The 16,622-nt window shown below is 64.6% G+C and carries 8 protein-coding genes; 5 read left to right on the plus strand and 3 right to left on the minus strand.

Annotated elements, in window-relative coordinates:
- Positions 1 to 12: 12 nt before the first annotated feature.
- From GTP23_RS13385 to GTP23_RS13400, 4 genes are all read left to right on the plus strand, one after another.
- A complete protein-coding gene (locus tag GTP23_RS13385; RefSeq protein WP_161035649.1) occupies positions 13 to 1,161 on the plus strand; it encodes an ABC transporter permease in 1,149 nt (382 codons plus the stop codon).
- A gap of 92 nt (positions 1,162 to 1,253) precedes the next feature.
- Positions 1,254 to 1,985, plus strand: coding sequence for a substrate-binding periplasmic protein (locus GTP23_RS13390; RefSeq protein WP_161035650.1), 732 nt, complete (start codon positions 1,254 to 1,256; stop codon positions 1,983 to 1,985).
- Positions 1,986 to 2,222: 237 nt separating this feature from the next.
- Positions 2,223 to 2,837 (plus strand): OmpW/AlkL family protein, encoded by a 615-nt coding sequence (locus GTP23_RS13395; protein WP_161035651.1) that lies wholly within the window; start codon positions 2,223 to 2,225, stop codon positions 2,835 to 2,837.
- 163 nt (positions 2,838 to 3,000) lie between these two features.
- Positions 3,001 to 3,435, plus strand: a complete 435-nt coding sequence (locus GTP23_RS13400) for a hypothetical protein (RefSeq protein ID WP_161035652.1) — start codon at positions 3,001 to 3,003, stop codon at positions 3,433 to 3,435.
- Between the two features lie 21 nt (positions 3,436 to 3,456).
- On the opposite strand, the gene GTP23_RS13405 is transcribed toward GTP23_RS13400, so the two are convergent.
- The 3 genes from GTP23_RS13405 to nudC all read right to left on the minus strand — a co-directional run bounded on the left by GTP23_RS13405 (position 3,457) and on the right by nudC (position 6,294).
- Positions 3,457 to 4,767, minus strand: a complete 1,311-nt coding sequence (locus GTP23_RS13405; protein ID WP_161035653.1) for a thioredoxin family protein — start codon at positions 4,765 to 4,767, stop codon at positions 3,457 to 3,459.
- Between the two features lie 58 nt (positions 4,768 to 4,825).
- Positions 4,826 to 5,392, minus strand: coding sequence for a GTP cyclohydrolase I FolE (folE, locus tag GTP23_RS13410; RefSeq protein WP_161035654.1), 567 nt, complete (start codon positions 5,390 to 5,392; stop codon positions 4,826 to 4,828).
- A gap of 83 nt (positions 5,393 to 5,475) precedes the next feature.
- Positions 5,476 to 6,294, minus strand: a complete 819-nt coding sequence (gene nudC, locus GTP23_RS13415; RefSeq protein ID WP_161035655.1) for an NAD(+) diphosphatase — start codon at positions 6,292 to 6,294, stop codon at positions 5,476 to 5,478.
- Positions 6,295 to 6,490: 196 nt separating this feature from the next.
- Between nudC and GTP23_RS13420 the strand changes: the two genes are divergently transcribed.
- Positions 6,491 to 16,462 (plus strand): SPM autocatalytic domain-containing protein, encoded by a 9,972-nt coding sequence (locus tag GTP23_RS13420; protein ID WP_161035656.1) that lies wholly within the window; start codon positions 6,491 to 6,493, stop codon positions 16,460 to 16,462.
- The last annotated feature ends 160 nt before the right edge of the window (positions 16,463 to 16,622 follow it).

Consider the following 16,622-nt stretch of genomic DNA (forward strand, 5'->3'; position numbering starts at 1 on the left):
GGATAACTTCGCATGAATCGCCACCGCCACACTCGCTTTAGCTGGGCCCGCATGATTGCGGTGTTCATCAAAGAGTTCCAGCAGATGATGCGCGACCGTCTCACCTTTGCCATGGCGGTGGGCGTGCCCATCCTTCAGCTGGTGCTGTTCGGCTACGCCATCAACACGGACCCCAAGGGGCTGCCAACGGCCATCGTCAGTACCGACAGCGGCCCCATGGGGCGCAGCGTACTGGCGGCCATCCAGAACACGGGTTACTTCCGCGTCGAGTGCGTACTGACCAGCGAGCGCGAAGCAGAAACCCTGATAGAACAAGGCGCGATTCAATTCGTCATCATTATTCCGAGCGACTTTACGCGCCGTCTGGTACGCGGCGAGAAGCCCGCCTTGCTGGTCTCGGCCGATGCGACAGATCCTAGCGCGTCCGGCAACGCCGTTGCCGCACTGGTAGCGCTGGGCCAGCAAGCGCTGAGCCATGATCTGACCGGCCCGCTGCGCAGCCTGAACAGCACCGCGCCCGCCTTCGAAATCCGCATACACCGGCGCTACAATCCGGAAGGGCTATCGCGCTACAACATTGTGCCCGGCCTAGTCGGCACCATACTGACCATGACGATGGTGATGCTGACTTCGCTCGCGATGACGCGCGAGCGCGAGCGGGGCACCATGGAAAACCTGCTGGCCACACCGGTACGTCCCAGCGAAGTCATGGTGGGCAAGATACTGCCGTATGTGGTGATGGGCTACGTCCAGCTCGCCGTGATACTGGGTGCGGCATTCATCCTGTTCGCGGTGCCGATGGAAGGCAGCCCGGCCCTGCTGCTGGCGATGATAGGCGTATTCATTGTCGCCAATCTGGGCGTCGGTTTCACCTTCTCGACCATCGCCAGAAACCAGCTGCAGGCCATGCAGATGACGTTCTTCTTCTTCCTGCCGTCGATGCTGCTATCGGGCTTTATGTTCCCCTTCCGCGGCATGCCCGTGTGGGCCCAATATATCGGCGAAGTGCTGCCGCTGACCCACTTCCTGCGCATCGTGCGCGGCATCCTGCTCAAAGGGAATACCTTCAGCCAGCTCTGGCCCGAGCTCTGGCCCATGTGCCTGTTCCTCATCGCCGCCAGCACGGTGGCCATGCTGCGCTATCGCCGCACGCTGGACTGACGCGGCCATACCGTATCTGGCGCCGCAGGCGGTTTCTCCCCCGCCTGCGCACTCGGTCTATAATGCTCCGGTCGCCACCCCACACCACGCTCATGCAACGTCGCCTCCCGTCACTGCTGCTGGCTCTGTTCGCTGCCCTGTCTTTGCAGGCCGTGCAGGCTGCGCCCGGCGAGCTGGTGATGCTGGCGCCGCTAGACCAGACCATGCCCGTGGTGCGCTTCCAGAACGGCGTGCTGGCAGGCGGCATCGTCAAGGATCTGGGCGATGCACTGGCGCAGCGGCTGGGCCGGCGCGCCGTCTACCTCAGCGTGGATGTGTACGGCGTTACCCCAGCGCTCACCAGCGGCAAAGCCGATGCCATGTGCTATGTCTCACCGAGCTGGATCGATGGCGATTACGACTGGAGCGTGCCGATGCTGCCGGACGCTGAAATGGTGGTGGCACAAGCCAATGCGCCGCATCTGAATTCGCTCAAGGATTTGCGCGACCAACCCACCGGCACCGTTGCCGGCTACCGCTATCCGCGCATCGAGCAAGTGCTGGGCCGGCGCTTCGCCCGGGTCGATGCGCCGAATATGCAGGCCAATCTGCAGAATATGCTGACGGCGAAGACGGCCTACACCATGGCCAGCGAAAACATCCTCAACTACATGCAGCGCATGCACCCGCAGCTCAAGCTGCGCGCCGAGCTGGTATTTTTTTCCTACAAAGCCCAGTGCGCCTTCTCGCGCAAAGCCTCGCTGCCGTTTGCCGAAGCCAGCCGCGCCATCGATGGACTGCTGCACGATGGCGTCGTAGACCAGATCCTCGCACGTTACCGCTAACATCGTAGCCACCGCCTGCGCCGCCCCTGACACCCCTGGCGTCAGCGCCACCATAAATGGCTACCCCCTCCGCCACCAGCGCCTAAAAAGCGCTCCTGAAGGCTTACAGCACGAACCTGAGGCAAAATTTAGACGTGCCGAAAAAAGAGTTTGTCTTTTGACTTGGATCAAAGTTTTTTGTGCTTCGCATCAATACACTTCTATCCGTTACTTAACGACGACAGAAGAGGAAGTAAAATGAACAAGTCTTTAGCAGCAGCAGTGTTGGCAACCCTGAGCCTGGCAGCATCGACCGCCGCAGTGGCACAAGAAACCCCATGGCTGGTGCGCGTTCGCGCAGTGCATATCGACCCAGCTGACAAGTCGGATCCAGTTGGCGGCGCCGGTGCATCGGACCGTCTGACCGTCAGCAGCAAAACCATCCCGGAATTCGACGTATCGTATTTCTTCACGCCGAACCTGGCTGCTGAACTGATCCTGACCTACCCACAGAAACACGACGTGTTCCTGGACGGCGGCAAAATCGGTACCTTCAAGCACCTGCCACCAACCCTGCTGGCTCAGTACCACTTCGTACTGGATGCTCCGATCAAGCCATACATCGGCGCTGGTGTGAACTACACCACCATGTCGAAAGTTGACCTGCTGGCTGGTAAAGCCGGTCTGGAACACGACAGCTTCGGCTTCGCTCTGCAAGCTGGTGTGGACTACGCCATCGATAAGAAATGGTCGCTGAACATCGACGTGAAAAAAGTACAGATCCGTAGCGATGTGTTCATCGGCGGCGCCAAAGCTAGCGCTGTTAAAGTAGACCCACTGCTGGTTGGCGTAGGCGTAGGCTACCGCTTCTAAGCAAGTCTGCTGGCAATGATCTGTCCTCCAGCGGGGACAGATTGCTGCACCGCGAACTGATCTGATGCCCGTGCTTGCACGGGCATTGTTGTTTTATAGAGCACTGCTGCAAGATCGCTATAATGTTGCTACATTAAGCGTAACCTGAACGGAAACCCGCCCCATGCGCAAGTTGCTGATTATTCTGACTTCCCTGCTGCTCACTGCCTGCGTCGACGATAGCGCCTCCTACCATGTGGATGGCGAGAATGGCGGCCATGTGCTGACCCTGCATCGCGTGCAGAAGCATTTCTGGAGCAAGGACAGTGATGTGGAAATCATCATCCAGCATCTGCCCGATTGCCTGCGCCGCATCCCGCTGACGGCTATGCCGGCCGACGATGTGGAAGTAGAACTGCTGTCCGGCGGCGACAACGTCTGGACTCTGCGCGCCGGCGAAGAAGTATGGCAGGTAGAATCGCAGACCTGCAGCCAGTATCCCGATGTCAAAGGCGATGGCGGCGAACTGATAGGCGTGTTCCGCGTCGACGAGAAAAAACTGGTGTTCGAAGCAGCCGTGCTGGAAACCGTGCCCGACACGGCGCCCGCCCACAAATAATCGTGACGGCTGCCGGCCGCGTCAGGCTGGCAGTGCCAGTTGTGGCCAGCGCGCCAGTTTCTGCAACTGGCCGGCATTGCGCTGATGCCGCGCATCCTCGCCGGCCATCGCTACATCCTCCAGCAATGCCTGCCGCGCCTGCTCGATGCGGGCCGTCTCCGTGGCCGCCAGTTCCAGCAGATTACTCAGATAGGTCACACCCCACTGGATGCGGGTGGCCGGACCGACCGCCGTTTCGTAAGCATGCTGGTACCAGTCCAGCACCGCGGCCGTATCGCCGCGCCGTTTGGCGATGCCCGCCAGACTGAGCATGAAGTAGAACGGCGTATGCGATTCAGGCAGATGGGATTGCAGCAAATGCTCGGCATCCGTGCCCAGCCCCGCTTCATTGAGCAGGCTCACGGCCGTGTTGACCAGCGTGTGCAGCTGGTAGGCATCGCTGGCCGCATCGAGCGCTGCCGCCACCTGCCGGTGCGCCAGCTCGTGCAGGGCGGCGCTCGGTGCCAGCAGACGGGCCATGCGCAATTGCAGACGGGCCGCTGCCAGTTTATCGGGCGCCGCCAGCCAGAAATCGTCGGCCCACAGGGCCGCACGATCACGCAGGGCTGCCGCCACGGTTTCGCGCCGGGCGCACAGCTTGACCAGTTCGATGCCGTAGTTATTCAGCAAATCCATATTCGCGCGGGCCACAGCCTCGTCCGCGCAGACGGCCAGCAGCAGGGCTGCACCGGCTTCCGGCGCACTGGCCTGCGCCAGCAGCGCGTGCAGCTGCAGCCTAGGCAGCGCAGTGAGCGCCGTGGCCGCAGCGGTGCCAGCGTTCAGCAGCGCCAGCAGCGTGGGCGCCAGCGCCCGTTCGCCGAGCAAAGCACCTTCATCCGTATCCCAGGAATAATCGGCCAGCAAATTCCACTCGGCTGCGCTGAGTGCACGGCTGGCAGTCAGTGCCGCCTGCAGCGCCGTGGCCGCACTGGAACCGGCGGCGTGCACGGCCAGCGCCTGCGCCAGCGCGGCGGCGAATCGTTCGCCATCGAACTCGCAGGGCAGGCGGGTGATTTCCCGGCCATCGGGCGCAAACAGCACCAGCGTAGGATAGCTGCGCAAGCGCAGCTGCCCGGCCAGTTGCTGCGCCCCGGCGCTGTCGCCATCGAGCTGGTAGCACAGCAGCTGGCGGCTGAGCGCCTGCACTGCGCTGTGCGCAAAGATTTCCGATTTCACCCGGTTGCACGGCGGGCACCACTGTGCACCCCAGTACAGAAACAAAGGCTGCTGTTGTGCTGCCGCCTGAGCCAGCGCTGCCGCCGGCGTGCCTTGCCACCATGTGATTGCCGTCATCGATCTACCTTTGCTGCTGTCAGTCTGTGTGTTGGGCCCGCAGGTTGCTGGCCCCCCGTTAGTCTTCGCGCGCCAGTGCCAGGAATTCCGTGCGCATGGCCAGATTCGGCTGCAGCTCGCCCAGCATGGCCGAGGTCACGGTTTCTTCGCCCGGCGTGCGGATGCCGCGGCTCTCCATGCACAGGTGGCGGCAGCGCACGACCACGCCGACGGCTTTTGGTTCCAGCACTTCCATCAGGGCATTGGCGATCTGCATGGTCATGCGTTCCTGCACCTGCAGACGCTTGGCGAAACAGTCCACCAGACGGGTCAGCTTGGACAGGCCGACGATCTTGCCGTTCGGGACATAGCCCACCGTGGCCTTGCCGAAGAACGGCGCCAGATGGTGCTCGCAATGGCTGTACACGGGGATGTTGCGTACCACGATCAGTTCGTTGTACTGCTCGGCGCCATCTTCGAACGCCTTCAGCAATTCCACCGGGTCCTGCGCATAGCCGGAAGTCCAGTGCTGCCAGGCCTTGCTCACGCGGGCTGGCGTTTCCAGCAGGCCCGGACGGCTAGGGTCTTCGCCGAAGCTGGCGATCAGACGACGCCAGTCGTCTTCATTGAATGTGTTTTGCGACATCTTTGTACTACCTTACCTTAACTAAGCTGAACTAAGCTGAACGAATGGGCGACAGTATACCGGTTTCAGGCCGGCCGCACCGGCTAGCGCTGTGGCCGGTTGGCCTGCAGCAGTTCGGCCGCGATCGAGGTGGCGGTGGGCAGTTCCGGCCACGCATCGTCCGGCCCGAACCAGCGCGCATCAGTGATTTCGCTGGCATCGATGCGGATCTCGCCACTCAGATAGTCGGCCGTGTAGGCAATCATCAGCGAATGAGGGAAGGGCCAGGACTGGCTGCCGAAATAGCGCAGATTGTGTACGCGCAAGCCCACCTCTTCGTAGACTTCGCGGTGCACGGCGTCCTCTATCGATTCGCCCGCTTCGAGAAAACCGGCCAGCGCCGTGTAGCGGGGCGCGCCGGGGCGTGCATGCTGGGCCAGCAGCACGGCATCGCCCTTGCGCACCAGCACCATCATGGCCGGCGAAATACGCGGATAGGCACGCATATCGCAGGCCGGACATGCATAGCAACGCTCGCCTTCCAGACGCTGCATGGGGGTCGCGCACACCCCGCAGTACTGGTGGGTGCGGGCCCATTCGGCCAGTTGCACGGCGCGTGCGGCCAGCGCGGCCAGCCCGTCATCGATCACGCCGAACAGGCTGCGCAGGCCGGCAAAGCCGTAACCGGGCACGGCTGCCTCGGGCTCGTCCACCCAGCCCATCTGGTAATAGCAGCCCTGCCATAGGCCCAGCGGATGCAGGCGCTCGGCCGGAACTTTCAGTTTTTCAATCACTTCTGCCTCTGGCAAAGCATGATCATTGTTGCGCAATAGCAACTGACCTCGACAAACTAGCAAGGTTGCAGGAATAGCATGCTCGGGTGGCCGGATCAGGGGCTGAAATGTGTCTGGCGTCTGCAGCATCAGAGGGACCTCGGATTAAGGGCAAAAACAGGATCTTACAGTCTTTCCTTCCTGCCCACTTTTCATCCCGGCACTGGCGCCAGAATACGCCGCTAAGTGCTTGTTTTCAGACCAAGATTTGAACGGTTTTTCCCATCTTACTCTAGCCTTGAGCAGGCACGGCAGTACTATATATTGGCGCAAGGAGAAATTAAACATGCCATCACTCGTACCCGGTTTAACCACCGACCAAGTCGCCAACCTGCCCACCGCACAGATCGCCGCCCTCACCGTGGCCGATATGGCATTGTTCAACACTTTGCAGATGACTGCATGGCGTACCGAGCAACTGGGCTACCTCGGCACCAACCAGGTACGGGCACTGTCCACCAAGAATCTGCAAGCGCTGAGCACGGATCAACTGGCCTACGGCCTGAGCACGCGCCAGATCGCTGCGCTCAGTAATACCCAGTTGCAGAACCTGACCACCAGCCAGCTGGTCAACGGCCTGACCACCGCGCATTTCTCCTCGCTCGGTTCGGCCCAGCTGGCAGCGCTGGGCAACAGCCAGCTCAGCCTGCTCGGCACCGATGACTTCGCCGCGCTGCAGACGCGCCAGCTGGCCGGTTTCGCCACCAGCCAGTTGCGCGCCCTGTCCACCAGCCAGATCGCCGCCCTCGGTAGCGACCAGAGCGCTGCCCTGCAAACCCGCCAGATCGCCGCCCTGACCAGCAGCCAGCTGGCCGCGCTGGACACGGAAGACGTGGCCGCACTGGGCACGGCCCAGCTCAGCGCCATCAGCGCCAATGTACTGACGGCGCTCTCCACCGACCAGCTCGGCATGCTCCGTACCGCCCAGAGCAGCAGCCTGACCACGGCCCAGATCGCCGCCCTGGGCACCGACCAGCTGGCCGCCTTCGGCACCAGCGGTTTCGCCACCTTGCGCACGGCCCAGATTGCGGCCCTCAGCACGCGTCAGCTCAGCAACCTCAGCACCGACCAGATCGTGGCACTGACCACGGCACAGGCCGCGGCCCTCACCACGCTGCAACTGAGCCTGCTGTCCAGCAGCCAGCTGGCCGCACTGGAAACCCAGGATTTCGCCGCTCTCAAGAGCCAGCAACTGAACGCCCTCGGCAGCGCTGCCACGGCCACCCTGTCCACCGACCAGATCGCGGCCCTGACCACGGCCCAGATCGTGGCCCTGCGCAGCGCCCAGCTGTACGCTTTGAGCACGGACCAGATCGTGGCCCTCACCACCTTGCAGATGAGCGTACTGCTGAGCGCCCAGCTGGCCGCACTGGGCAGCGACCAGATGGCCGCGCTGGAAACGCGCGACCTGGCCGCCCTGAAAACCAGCCAGATCAGCGCTTTCAGCAGCGCCCAGCTGAACGCGCTGGCGAGCAGCCAGATCAGCATACTCAGCACAGCACAAGCCGCCGCCCTGGCCACTGCCCAGCTGGCCGGCCTCAGCACCAGCCTGATCACGGCCCTCAGCACGCAGGATCTGGCCGCCCTGCGCACGCTGCAGGTCGCCGCCCTGAGCAGCAATGGCATTGCCGCCCTGGGCACCGAGCAGATCAGCGCCTTCACCTCGCAGCAGTTCGCCGCCTTGCGTACGGCCCAGCTGGTGGCGCTGGGCAGCGACCAGATCAGCGTACTGTCCACGGCCCAGGTCAACGCCATGGGCACCCAGCAGGTGGCGGGCCTGTCCACCCTGCAGCTGAGCACTCTGGGCACGGGCAATATCGCTGCCCTGCGCACCCTGCAGATCGGCGCACTCAACAGCCAGCACATCGCCGCCCTGGGCAGCGACCAGATCGCCTCCCTGAAAACCGCCCAGGCCTGGGCCCTCAGCTCGCAGCAGCTGGCGGTCCTGTCTAGCGACCAGCTCAACACTCTGAGCAGCCAGGCCCTGGCTGCCCTGCGCACCCAGCAGCTGATAGGCCTGAGCACCAGCAATCTGCTCAACCTGGCGTCCGACCAGCTGCGCGCCCTCAGCACGGCACAAATGGCGGCGCTGAGCACCAGCCAGCTGCGTGCCCTGTCGACCGACCAGATCGGCCTGCTGGGCACGGCACAAGCCATCGCCCTCACCACCTTGCAGATGGCTAACCTGAGCAGCACGCAAGTGGCGGCCCTGTCCACGCTCGACCTGTCCAGCCTGAAAACCATCCAGCTGACGGCGCTCAACACCCAGCAATGGAGTGCTCTGGGCACCGACCAGATTGCGGCACTGGGCACCCAGCAGGCCGCAGCCCTGGGCACGGCGCAGATGGCCGTGTTCAGCACCGACCAGATCATCGCCCTCAGCACGGCCAATCTGGCCGCCCTGCGTTCGCAGCAAGCCGCCGCCCTGAGCACCAATGCCGTCGCGGCCCTGCAAACCAGCCAGTTTGCCGCGCTCAACAGCGTACAGCTGGGCAATTTCACCACCGCCCAGGCCAGCGCTTTCACCACCGACCAGATCATCGCCCTCAGCACGGCACAGGCCGGCATGCTCAGCACGCGCGATCTGGCAGCACTCTCGACCGACCAGATCAACGCGCTGGAAACGCGCGATTTCGCGGCCCTCAAAACGGCCCAGATCATCGCTCTCAGCACCCAGCAGATCGCCGCCCTGTCCACCGATCTGATCATCGCGCTCAGCACGGCACAGGCCAGCGCCCTGACGTCTGGCCAGCTCAACGCACTGTCCAGCGACCAGCTGAACGTGATGGAAACCCAGGATCTGGTCGCCCTGCAGACCAGCCAGATGCTGGGTCTGGGCACCAAGGCCGTGGCCACGCTGACGCTGGGCCAGGTCGCTGCGCTGAAAACCGCCCAGATCGTCCAGCTCAGCTCCAGCCAGATACAGGTTCTGAATTCGGCCCAGCTGGGCGCCTTCAATACCCAGCAGGTTTCCGTGCTGACCAGCAACCAGATGATGGCCTTGCTGACCGACCAGCTCGCCGTGCTCGGCACCGGCAACTGGGCAGCGCTGAAAACCAGCCAGCTCAATGTGCTCAATTCCAGCCAGATCGCGGCCATCACCACCGCCCAGATCAGCGCGCTGACGACGCTGCAAACCAGCGGCCTCGGCACGGCACAACTGGGCTGGCTGTCGACTGATCAGGTGCAAGCACTGGGCAGCAACGATCTGCAAGCCCTGAAAACCCAGCAGCTGGCCATCTTCGCTTCCGACGCCATTGCCGCACTGGGCACGGCCCAGCTGCAGAGCCTGAAAACGGCCCAGATCGCCGCACTGGCCACGCGCCAGATCGTCGCGCTGGGCAGCGACCAGATCGTCGCCCTCAGCACGGCCCAGGCCAGCAGTCTGGCCACGCAGCAGCTGGCCGTACTGCTCAGCGACCAGCTGGCAGCACTGGAAACCGATGATCTGGCAGCCCTGAAAACCCAGCAGCTGATCGCCCTGACCACGGACCAGATCAGCCTGCTGAGCAGCGCCCAGATCATCGCCCTCAGCACAGCCCAGGCCGCCAGCCTCACGACGCGCCAGCTGCTGGCCCTGGGGACGCAGCAGATCGCCGTGATGGAAACGCGCGATCTGGCCGCCCTCAAAACGGCCCAGATCGCCAAGCTGGCCAGCGACCAGCTGAATGCCCTGAGCAGCCAGCAACTGCAAGCCCTGAGCACGCTCCAGACCAGCGCCCTCGATACCGCCCAGCTGCAGAGTCTGGCCACGGCCCAGCTGGCCAGCCTGAGCAGCGCCCAGGTCAGCAACCTGACCAGCGCCCAGATCGCCACCCTGAGCAGCGATCAGCTGCAGGCCCTCGGCACGCGCATGCTGGCGGTACTGAAACCCGCCCAGTTGGTGGCCATACGCACCGCCCAGATTGCCGCCCTGAACAGCGAACAGATCATCGCCCTGAGCACACTGCAAGTGTCCAATCTGGCCACCCAGCAAGTGGCCGCCCTGGGCAGCGACCAGATCAACGCCATGGAAACCCAGGATCTGGCGGCCCTCAAAGTGACCCAGCTGGCCGTGCTCGGCAGCGACATCATTGCCAGCCTGAGCACCACCCAGGCTGCTGCCCTGACCAGCAACCAGGTGGCCAGCCTGAGCACGCGCCAGTTCGCGGCACTGGGCACGGCCCAGCTGCAAGTCTTCGCCAGCGCCGACATCGCCGCCCTGCGCACAGCCCTGATCGCCGCCCTCAGCAGCGACCAGCTGGCCGCCCTCAGCACCGGGCAGCTGCGCGCCATCAGCATCAGCCAGCTGGCGGCACTGGGCAGCGCCCAGTTCCAGGCCCTGACCAGCCAGCAGATCGTGGCGCTCAGCACCCTGCAAGCGAGCAACCTGACCACGATCCAGATCCGCGCCATGGGCTCGGACCAGATCGCCGCGCTGGAAACGGCCGATCTGGCCAGTTTCAAAACCCAGCAGCTGGCCGCGTTCAGCACCGACCAGTTCATTCTGCTCACCAGCGACCAGATCGCCGGCCTCAGCGTCACACAGGCGAGCGGTCTGAGCAGCCAGCACTTGCAGGCACTGACCACGCGCCAGCTGGGTGCACTGGAAACGCAAGATCTGGCCGCCCTGCGCACGGCCCAGCTGCAATACCTGAGCACCGACCAGCTCGATGCCCTCGGCACCGACCTGCTGCGCGCCATGACGCCAGCCCAGCTGGCCTCGCTCAGCACGGCCCAGCTGCAAGGCTTGCTGACGGCCCAGATCAGCACCCTGACCACGCTGCAGATCGGCGGCCTGGTTACGGCGCAGATCGCCAGCCTGTCGTCCGACCAGCTCGCCGTTCTCAATTCCGATGAAATCGGCGCCCTGAAAATCACCCAGATCGCCGCCCTGCGCAGCGCCCAGGTGGCCCTGCTCAGCACCGATCAGATCGCCACTCTGAACAGCGCGCAGGTGGCCGCCATGAGCACGGCCCAGCTGGCAGCCTTCTCGTCCGACCAGATCAGCGCGCTGGCCACGGCCGATTTCGCCCTGCTCAGTGCCGCCCAGCTGACCGCGCTCGGCATGCTCAGCCATCTGACCACGGACCAGCTGCGCGCCCTTACGCCAGCCCAGATCGGCGGCCTGTCCACCGACCAGATCGTGGCCCTCAGTACCGACCAGATCATCGCCCTCAGCACACGCCAGATGGGCGGCCTGAGCACGCAAGCCATTGCCGTCCTGAGCAGCGACCAGCTGCGCGCCATGGAAACGGAAGATCTGGCCGCCCTCAAAACGGCCCAGTTCTATGCACTGGGTACGGCCCAGATCCAGCAGCTGAGCACCGACCAGATTCCCCACCTGAGCACGCTGCAGATCGCTAGCCTGAGCAGCGCCCAGCTGGGCGCCCTCACCAGCGACCAGATCCGCGTGTTCAGCAGCGATGAACTGGCCGCCCTGAAAGCCAGCCAGATTCCCCTGCTGGGCAGCGACCAGCTTGCCGCCCTCAGCGACGAGCAGGTGCAGAGCCTGAGCACGGCCCAGCTCAACGCATTAGGCACGGCGCAGATGCTGGCCCTGGGCAGCGACCAGATCATTGCCCTGACCACGCGCCAGTTCCAGCAACTGCGCACCGCCCAGATCGCTGCGCTCAGCAGCCTGCAAGTGAGCGTGCTGGAAACCGACGATCTGGCAGCCCTCAAAACGGCCCAGATCGCCGCCCTCGGCACCCAGCAGCTGCAAGCCCTCGATGCCGACCGTATCGCGGCACTGGGCACGGCCCAGGTACAGGCACTGGGCAGCGACCAGCTGCTAGCCTTCACTACCAGCCAGATGCAGGCATTTAGCACCAATGAGCTGAACGCCTTGCGTACGGCCCAGATCGGCGTGCTGAGCAGCGACCAGCTCAACAGCCTGCAGCTGGACCAGTGGCAGAGCCTGGGCAGCGCCCAGCTGGTCGCCCTCAGCAGCAGCCAGCTGCGTGCCCTCAGCAGCGACCAGATCATTGCGCTCAGCAGCCGTCAGGCCAGCCAGCTCAGCACCCTGCAAGTGTCGCTGCTGTCCACCGACCAGCTGGCAGTGCTGGAAACGGAAGACCTGGCCGCCCTGCAAAGCCTGCAGGTTGCCGCACTCGGCACGGCCCAGCTGCAAAGCCTGAGCAGCGATCAGCTGGCCTCGCTGGCCACCCAGCAGGTGGCCGCTCTCACCAGCAACCAGTTGCGCGCCTTCAGCACCGATCAGTGGCAAGCTTTCAGCACCGCCGATCTGCAAGCGCTGGGCACGCTGCAAATGCAGGCGCTGCGCAGCGACCAGCTCAACGCGCTGACGCTGGACCAATGGCAAAACCTCACGACAGCCCAGCTCGACGCCCTCACTTCGGCCCAGGCTGCCGCACTGGCGACCAGCCAGATCGCTGCGCTGACCACGCTGCAAATGGATAATCTGGCCACGCGCCAGCTCAATGCCTTCAGCAGCAGCCAGATCGTGGCCATCAGCACCGATGCCTTCGCCACGCTCAACAGCACCCAGATCGCCGCCCTGAATGCCAGCCAGTTCGGTGCCCTCAGCACCGACCAGATGGTAGCGTTCAGCACCCTGCAGATCACGGGCCTGGGCACGGCGCAAGTGGCAGCGCTCAGCAGCGACCAGCTCGACGCCCTCGAAACTCTGGACTTCGCCACCCTGAAGTCGCAGCAGATCGCCGCCATCACCACGGCCAATATTGCCGCCCTGAGCACCACGCTGGTACAGACGCTGGGTACGGCCCAGATTCCCGGCCTATCCAGCGACCAGATCAGCGCATTCGGCACGGCGCACATTGCCGCCCTCGGCACCGCCCAGGTAGGTGCGCTGAGCACCCTGCAAGTGAGCGCACTGGGCACCGCCCAGCTGGCCGCGCTCAGCACGGCCGACTTCGTGGCCCTGCGCAGCAACCAGCTGGCAGCGCTCAGCTCGCAGCAGTTTGCCGCCCTGACCAGCGACCAGCTCAATGCCCTCTCCACCGGCGCCATCACGGGCCTGACCACGCAAATGCTGGGCGCTTTGACCAGCCAGCAAGTGGCCATGCTGAGCACGGCGCAGATTGCTGCTCTGAGCTCGCTCCAGCTGCCGGCGCTGAGCACGCTCCAGCTGCTGGCACTCAATACCGACCAGTTCGCCGTACTCGCTACGGCCAGCATCAGCCGCCTGCAATCGGCCCAGTTCAGCACGCTCGGCACCAGCCAGATCGTGGCCCTGAGCACGGCCCAGATGCGCGCCCTGAACAGCATGCAGCTGGCCGCACTGGACAGCGATCAGGTCGCGGCACTGGAAACCATAGACCTGTCCGTGCTCACCACGGCCCAGCTGGCAACGCTGGGCAGCGACCAGCTGCAAGCCTTGCAGACTGACCAGTTCGCCTCGCTTTCGACCCAGCAGCTCAGCACGCTGAGCACCAGCCAGATCGCCAGCGGCCTGAACACCGACCAGATCGCGGCCCTCACCACTGCGCAGGCCGCCACTCTGGCCACGCGCCAGCTGGCCGCGCTCGATACCGACCAGATCACCGCACTGGAAACGGCCGACGTGGCAGTGCTCAGTTCACGCCAGGCCCAGGCGCTGAACAGCGATCAGCTCGGCGTGCTGGGCAGCGACCAGCTCAACGCGCTGGGCACGGCCGCGCTGGCCGCCCTCAGCACCAGCCAGATCAGCCTCGGCCTGAGCACGGCCCAGCTGGCCGCGCTGGACACCAGCCACATCAGCGCACTCGGCACGGCCCAGATCGCCTACGGTCTGAACAGCGATGCCATCGCGGCCCTCACCACCGGCCAGTTTGCCGCCCTGCGCACGGCCCAGACCATGGTGCTGGGCAGCGCGCAGATTCAAGCCCTGCGCAGCGACCAGATCCTGACCCTGAGCACCCAGCAGACGGCGGCCCTGAGCACCCAGCAAGTGGCTGCCCTGCTCAGCGACCAGCTGGCCATACTGTCCAGCGCCGATCTGGTGGTCCTGAGCACGCGCCAGATCGCTGCCATCACCTCGGCCCAGTTCGGCGCTCTCGGCAGCGACCAGCTCAATGCGCTGGGCACCAGCCAGTTCGCCGCCTTTGCCACCCGCGTGCTGGCCGACGGCCTGCAGACGGAGCAGATCGCTGCCCTCGATACCGACCATATCAGCGCGCTCAGCACGGCCCAGCTGACACTGGGCGTGAGCATCGCCAACCTGCAAAGCCTGAGCAGCGACCAGATCCGCGCCCTGCGCACGGCCCAGCTGGCGGCCCTCAGCACCGATCAGGTCAGCAACTTCAGCACCCGCCAGATCGCCGCGCTCGGCAGCGATCAGGTCAGCGGCTTCAGCACCAGCCAGATGCCGGCACTGAGCGCCGAGCAGCTGGCCGCGTTCAGCACGGCACAAGTCGCGGCGCTCGACACCCAGGATGTGGCGGCACTGAGCGCCAGCCAGTTCACCGGCCTGAGCACGGCGCAAACGCTGGCCCTGACCACCGGCCAGATCCGCGGCCTGAAAACCAGCCAGATTGCCGCACTCGATCTGCCGCAGCTGGCCGCCCTCAGCACCGACCAGCTCGGCGCCCTCAGCGCCAGCCAGTCCGTCGCGCTCAGCGTGACGGCCGTGATGGCATTCTCCAGCGCCCAGCTCAACGCCCTGAGCACGGCCAGCTTCGCTGCACTGGGCACGCTGCAGATTGCCAATCTGGATACCACCCAGCTGAGCAATCTGAACACGGATCAGGTGCAGGCCCTGACCAGCGCCCAGCTCGGCGCCATCACCAGCGACCAGCTGCTGTACATCGGCACGGGCCAGATCCAGGCCCTGCGCACCACCCAGATCGGCTACCTCGGCACCACCCAGCTGGCCAATCTGTCGAATCCGCAGGTGCAGGCCCTGACCACGGCGCAGATCGCCAGCCTGAAACTGAGCCAGATTCCGGCCTTCACCATCGACCAGTTCGTGGCCTTCGGCAGCGACCAGCTGCAAGCCATGGGCACCCAGCAGATACAGGCATTGACGGCCAGCCAGCTGGGCGTGATGAGCAGCAGCCAGACCAGCGCCTTCACGGTGACCCAGCTGGCCGCCTTCAAGAACGCCCAGATCGCGGCCCTGACGCAGGACCAGTTCGACGGCTTCGATGCCAGCCAGCTCAATGCCTGGAGCACCACCCAGTTTGGCGTACTCAGCACGCTGCAGATCAGCTATCTGAGCACCACCCAGATCGCCGGCCTCAGCACCACCCTGATCGGTGGCCTGAAAACCAGCCAGCTGGCCGCCTTCAGCACCAGCCAGATGGCCGCCCTGACAGGGCCACAGGTGGCAGCACTGAAAGCCACCCAGGTGACCATACTCAGCACCGACCAGATCGCCGCGTTCACCATCAGCCAGGTACCATCGCTGACCAATGCCGCACTGGCCGCCTTCAGCCTGAGCCAGGCCAATGCCTTCAGCAGCACCCAGACCAGCGCCATGACGGTCAGCCAGACCATGTCGTTCAATATCTCGTCCAGCAACTACGCGACCCCGCTGGTACTGGACCTCGACGGCAACGGCGTGCAGACGCTGGGGCTGGACGCCGGCGTGCAGTTCGACCTGCGCGCCCAGGGCCAGCGCAGTGCCACCGGCTGGGCCGAACGCCATGATGGCCTGCTGGCACTGGACCGCAATGGCGATGGTCTGATCAACGATGGCAGCGAGCTGTTCGGCAACGCCAGCACGCTGGCCGATGGCAGCCGCGCAGCCGACGGCTATGCCGCGCTGGCCCGCTACGACAGCAATGGCGATGGCCAGATCGATGGCCATGACCAGATCTACGGCGCGCTGCGCGTCTGGGTCGATAGCAATAGCGACGGGATCAGCCAGAGCGACGAGCTGCACAGCCTGCAGCAACTGGGCATAGCCGCCATCAGCACGCAGGCACAGGCTGTCCGCAGCGAGCAGAACGGCAACGTGATCGGTCTCAGTGCCAGCTATACGGGCACCGATGGCAGCAGCCACGCCACGGCCGACGTCTGGTTCCGCACGGCCAGCCCGCTGGCCCAGCAAGTGGGCGCACTGGGCCAGGCCCTGAGCGACTACGCGCAACAGGCCGGCAGCACGCCAGTGCGGCCAGCCAGCCCGCTGGATCAGCCTGCAGCGCAGGCTGCAGCCCAGCCCGCAGCAGGCGCACTGGCCAGCACGCTCAGCAACGCCATGCAGGACTACCAGCGCAGCCAGCCCCTGTCGGCCAGCACCAGCCTGCAGGGCAGCCAGCACGAAGATGTGCTGCGTAGCAACAACAGCAACTGGTTCGGCGTACCCGCACGCTAACACCGGCTGGCTGCCGCCCCCGTCGCGGGGCGGGCAGCCAGTGCTGCTGCGGCCTCGGGCAGCTGCTCATCTAAAGAGCAGAGCGGTTTTTCCACGCTTGCTCAAAGGCCAAAAGTTGCCCATCACCATGCCACAAGGCGGTATCATAGACCCACTCCAT

This window comes from Duganella fentianensis, assembly GCF_009857835.1.
GTDB classification, from domain to species: Bacteria; Pseudomonadota; Gammaproteobacteria; order Burkholderiales; family Burkholderiaceae_D; genus Rugamonas; species Rugamonas fentianensis.

Coding starts and splice junctions, on each gene's coding strand:
- folE (WP_161035654.1), bottom strand. CDS start 5,392: ATGTCGCAAAACACATTCAATGAAGACGACTGGCGTCGTCTGATCGCC.
- GTP23_RS13390 (WP_161035650.1), top strand. CDS start 1,254: ATGCAACGTCGCCTCCCGTCACTGCTGCTGGCTCTGTTCGCTGCCCTG.
- nudC (WP_161035655.1), bottom strand. CDS start 6,294: ATGCTGCAGACGCCAGACACATTTCAGCCCCTGATCCGGCCACCCGAG.
- GTP23_RS13395 (WP_161035651.1), top strand. CDS start 2,223: ATGAACAAGTCTTTAGCAGCAGCAGTGTTGGCAACCCTGAGCCTGGCA.
- GTP23_RS13405 (WP_161035653.1), bottom strand. CDS start 4,767: ATGACGGCAATCACATGGTGGCAAGGCACGCCGGCGGCAGCGCTGGCT.
- GTP23_RS13385 (WP_161035649.1), top strand. CDS start 13: ATGAATCGCCACCGCCACACTCGCTTTAGCTGGGCCCGCATGATTGCG.
- GTP23_RS13420 (WP_161035656.1), top strand. CDS start 6,491: ATGCCATCACTCGTACCCGGTTTAACCACCGACCAAGTCGCCAACCTG.
- GTP23_RS13400 (WP_161035652.1), top strand. CDS start 3,001: ATGCGCAAGTTGCTGATTATTCTGACTTCCCTGCTGCTCACTGCCTGC.